The sequence below is a fragment of the Micromonospora inaquosa genome, from assembly GCF_003857055.1.
Lineage (GTDB): Bacteria > Actinomycetota > Actinomycetes > Mycobacteriales > Micromonosporaceae > Micromonospora > Micromonospora inaquosa.
The window spans coordinates 1-3940 of sequence record NZ_QGSZ01000041.1 but is presented as its reverse complement, the minus strand read 5'-3'; the positions used below and the strand labels follow the sequence as shown (position 1 = coordinate 3940).

Sequence of the window (3940 nt, the reverse complement as noted above, 5' to 3'; positions counted from 1 at the left end):
GTTCTGGAACTGGGTCGGCGGGCTGGCCCCGAACCCGATGAACGGGTAACCGAAGTCCAGCGAGCTGATGGTGATCCCGGAGTACGTCAACATGTCCGCGATGTACAGGTTGCGGAAGATGTTGTTGTAGCCGCCGTAGACCGCCAACCCGGCCGCCCGCCAGGTCAACGTGGCCGAGAGGTTCTCGAACACGTTGCCGTTGTTACCGGTCGACGCACCCTGGTCGGTGGCCGAGAAGAGGGCGAACGCGTCATCTCCGTTCGACCGCCCCTCGGTGTTGGTGATCAGGTTGTTGGTGCTGCCGTTGGTCAGGTTCACCCCGTCGGCGAAGGTGTTGCGGAAGCGGCTGTTGCGGATGGTCAACCCGCTGACGCTCACCCCCCAGTACGCGCAGACGGTGTGCTCGACCCAGACACTGTCCAGGGTCATGTTGTCGACGTCCTTCAGCTCACCCCAGACCTTGCCCGGCCCGTCGATCCGGTTGGTGTAGTTGCCGAAGAAGGCCAGGTGCGAGAAGGACGACCCGCTGGCCGACGACTCCACCCGGAAACCCGCGTCGGTGTTCTGCTGGCCGGTCGGCGTCTGGAAGCGGGTGTACCACATGCCCGCGCCGACCACGGTGATCGCCTTGCCGTACACCTGGAACTTCTGCGCGGTCTCGTAGGTGCCGGCCGGCAGGTAGACGCCGATCAGGTTGCCGGTGGTGTCCATCCGGACCGCGTCCAGCGCGTTCTGGACGTCCTGGTGGCTGAAGCCGGAGGGCACCCGGTAACGGGCCGGGTCCGGGTTGGCGCGCGGTGCGACCAGCTCCAGGTTGATGAAGTCGATCGCGTACGTGGTGGTGTTGGCCGGGTCCTTCTGCAAACGGATCTTGCTGCCGGCCGGGATGGTCGAGTTCAACATCACGTTCGCCTCGTCGTACAGGTGGCGAGGCGGGCCGGCGCTCGGCGAGTCACTCGGGCTGGCCTCCGCGCCGTACAACCAGATGTGCTTGGAGGTCAGGTTGATCGGCTTGTGCAGGGTGCCGTTGACGTAGATGTTCAGCGTCGAGTCGATGCCCCCGCCACCCGCCGAGTCGGGGATGGAGAAGCGGGTGACCAGGGTGTTGGTCGCCGCCCGGGTGGTCCACTCGACGTACGCGCCGGTGCTGTTCAGGGTCACCGCCCGACGTCCGGACGCCTCACCGCCGAGGTTGCCGATGTCCCGGTTCGGCCCGACCTGACCGGCGCCGCCGCCGGTCGTGCCGTCCTCGGCCTCGTACATGTCGTAGCCGAGGTTGGCGCCCCGCCCCACGAAGAGCGGGCGGTCGGTGGTGTTGTTGGTCTGCTTGACCGGCAGCTCGTTGGCGTCGGCGGCGAGCACCACCCGGACGGTGTACTTGCCGTTCGCTGCGGTCCAGGTGCCCAGGCTGATCGGGCCGACCGTCGCACCAGCGTTGATCACGCCCGAGTACGAGCCGGTCAGGGTCCGGACCACGGTGCCGGAGTCGTTGAGCACGGTCAGGGTGATGCCGTGCGCACCGGACGCGGACGCCTGGTTGCCGGCGTTGCGGATCGACACCGAGAAGGTGACAGTGCTGCCGGGCGGCGGGTTGCCCGGCGACCAGTCGACCGCGGAGGCGACCAGGTCGGAGCTGGCCACCGCGCCGACCACCAGCGGGCTGGGATTGGTGTAGCTGTTGTTGGTGTCGTCGGACTCGACGACGGTGTTCGACTCGTCGACCTTCGCGCTGAGCGGGTAGCTGCCCGAGTCCCGGGTGCCGATGCTGGCGCTGACCGTGGTCGACGCGCCGGCCGCGAGGCCGCCGACCGAGGCGGTGCCGACCCGGGTGGCGCCCAGGTAGAAGTTGACGTTAGTCGCGCCGGAGGCCGCCGAGCCCGCGTTGCGCACCGTCGCGGAGAGGGTGATGGTGCTGGTCTCCACGGGCGCGGACGGGCTGAACGACATGCCGGTAACTGTCAGGTCCGGGTTCGGCGCCGGGGTGCCGAAGACCTGGAACTCGGCCACCTGACCGGCCGGGGCGCCGGTGTTCGAGGCGATCGAGAGCCGTACGTCGGCCGCCGCGCCGGAGACCGGGATGGTCACCGTGTTGCCGCTGCCCGGGTTGAAGGTGTAGTTCGCCGCGCCGACCAGTGTGCTGAAGCTCGACGAGCCCTGGTCCCGGCCGAGCACCGTGATGTTCTGGGTACGCGTACCCCACGCCGAGTCCGGGTTGAGCTTCAACACGACCTGGCTGAGAGTGGCGTTCGCGCCCAGCTGCACGGTCAGCGTGCTCGGGTTGCCGTTGCCCTCCCAGTAGGTCGCCACGTTGTTGTCGTTGGCGTTGGTGGCCACGAACGTGTGCACGAAGCCGGATGCGGTGATCGGCTTACCGACCGCCAGGTTGCTCCCGGTGGGCGGGTTGCCGGTGCCGGTCCGGGTCACGGTGTTGCTGTTCGCCGACTGGTTACCGGCCGCGTCCTTGGCCCGGACGTGGTACGACACCGTGGCGCTGTCCGACTGGCTGTCGGTGTAGGTGAGCGTCGAACCGTTGACGCTGCCGCGCAGCGCGCCGTTGGCGTAGACGTCGTAGCCGGACACCCCGACGTTGTCGGTGGACGCCGACCAGGTGAGCCGGATCTGCCCGCTGGCCGGCTGGGTGTAGGCCAGGTTGCCCGGGACGCTGGGCGCCTGGGTGTCGGTGCTGCTGGTGTCGCCGTACACCTCGACCTCGGAGAACTGCGCGGCCGGCCAGCCGGTGTTGCCGGTGACCTGCACGCGTACGTATCGGGTGCTGGCGGCGGTGAAGCTGACGGTCGCGGTGTTGCCGCTGCTCGGGTTGAACGTGTAGCCGGCGGAGGCCTTCAGGGTGGTGAAGGACGAGCCGTTGGCCGAGCCCAACACCGACAGCGTCTGCGTACGGGTCTGCCAGTCCGACGAGGGCGGCAACTTCAGCACCACCCGGTCCACGCTGACGGTGGCGCCCAGGTCCGCCTGGATCCACTGCGGGAACGCGTTGTTGGCGCTCTCCCAGTAGGTCGACGCGTTGCCGTCGTTGGCGTTGGCCGCCACGTAGTTCTGGTTGTAGCTGCTGGCGGTCATGGTGGCGGAGAGCCCGGCGAGCATGGCCACCCGGGCGGCGGCCGCGGACGGGTCGGCCTTCGGTGCCGCGCTGGCCGTGGGGGTGACGACCGGGGCGGTGGCGAGGAGGATCCCGGCGAGCGCGCCGGCGAGCATCCGACGGCGCGTGCGGGCGGTGCGGGGGACGGTGCTGGGCGCGCCGGTTGGCGGCGTGCCTCGTCTGGTGCCGGTCCTGGACATGGGGTCGCTACACCTCTTTCGGGGGTGGGTGTGGGTGCGTTGCCCGGCGACGGGTGCACTGGTACGCCCGTCGTTCCGCGACAGGTGGGGGATGGGACGGGGTCGGACGGCCGGCGCGGCGTTGCGCCGGAGCGCCCGGACCGGGTGCCCCCGCCCGGTCCGGGCGGGGGCACCCGACCTAGCTGGAGTAGACCTCGAACTCGCTGAGCTGGCCGGCTGGCCAGCCGCTGTTACCGGTGACGGTCAGCCGCAGGTACCGCTGGGTGGTCGCCGTGAAGGTCACGGTGACGGTGTTGCCGCTGGCCGGGTTGAAGCTGTAGCCGGCGGACGCCTTGAGCGTGCTGAAGGTCGAGCCGTTGGTGGAGCCGAGCACCGCCAGCGTCTGCGTACGCGTCTGCCAGGCCGATGACGGTGGGAGCTTCAGCACGACGCGGGACACCGACCGGTCGGCACCCAGGTCCACCGTCAAGGACTGCGGGAACGCGTTGTTGGCGCTCTCCCAGTAGGTGTTCGCGTTGCCGTCCACCGCGTTGGGGGCGGCGTACACGTCGGAGTGGCTGGTCTCGGTGATGGACCGCCCGGCCGCCAGGTTTCCGCTGGGCGGCCGGGTGGTCCATCACCGAGACCAGCCACTCCGACG

General features: G+C 69.5%; 1 protein-coding gene and 1 pseudogene. Both read right to left on the bottom strand.

Annotated elements, in window-relative coordinates:
* Positions 1–3300 (bottom strand): discoidin domain-containing protein (locus tag DLJ59_RS00375; RefSeq protein ID WP_124770547.1); only part of this gene is annotated, 3300 nt, incomplete at its 3' end.
* A 178-nt stretch (positions 3301–3478) separates the two neighbouring features.
* A pseudogene (locus tag DLJ59_RS00370) lies at positions 3479–3910 on the bottom strand (discoidin domain-containing protein); the annotation flags it as partial.
* Positions 3911–3940 lie beyond the last annotated feature (30 nt).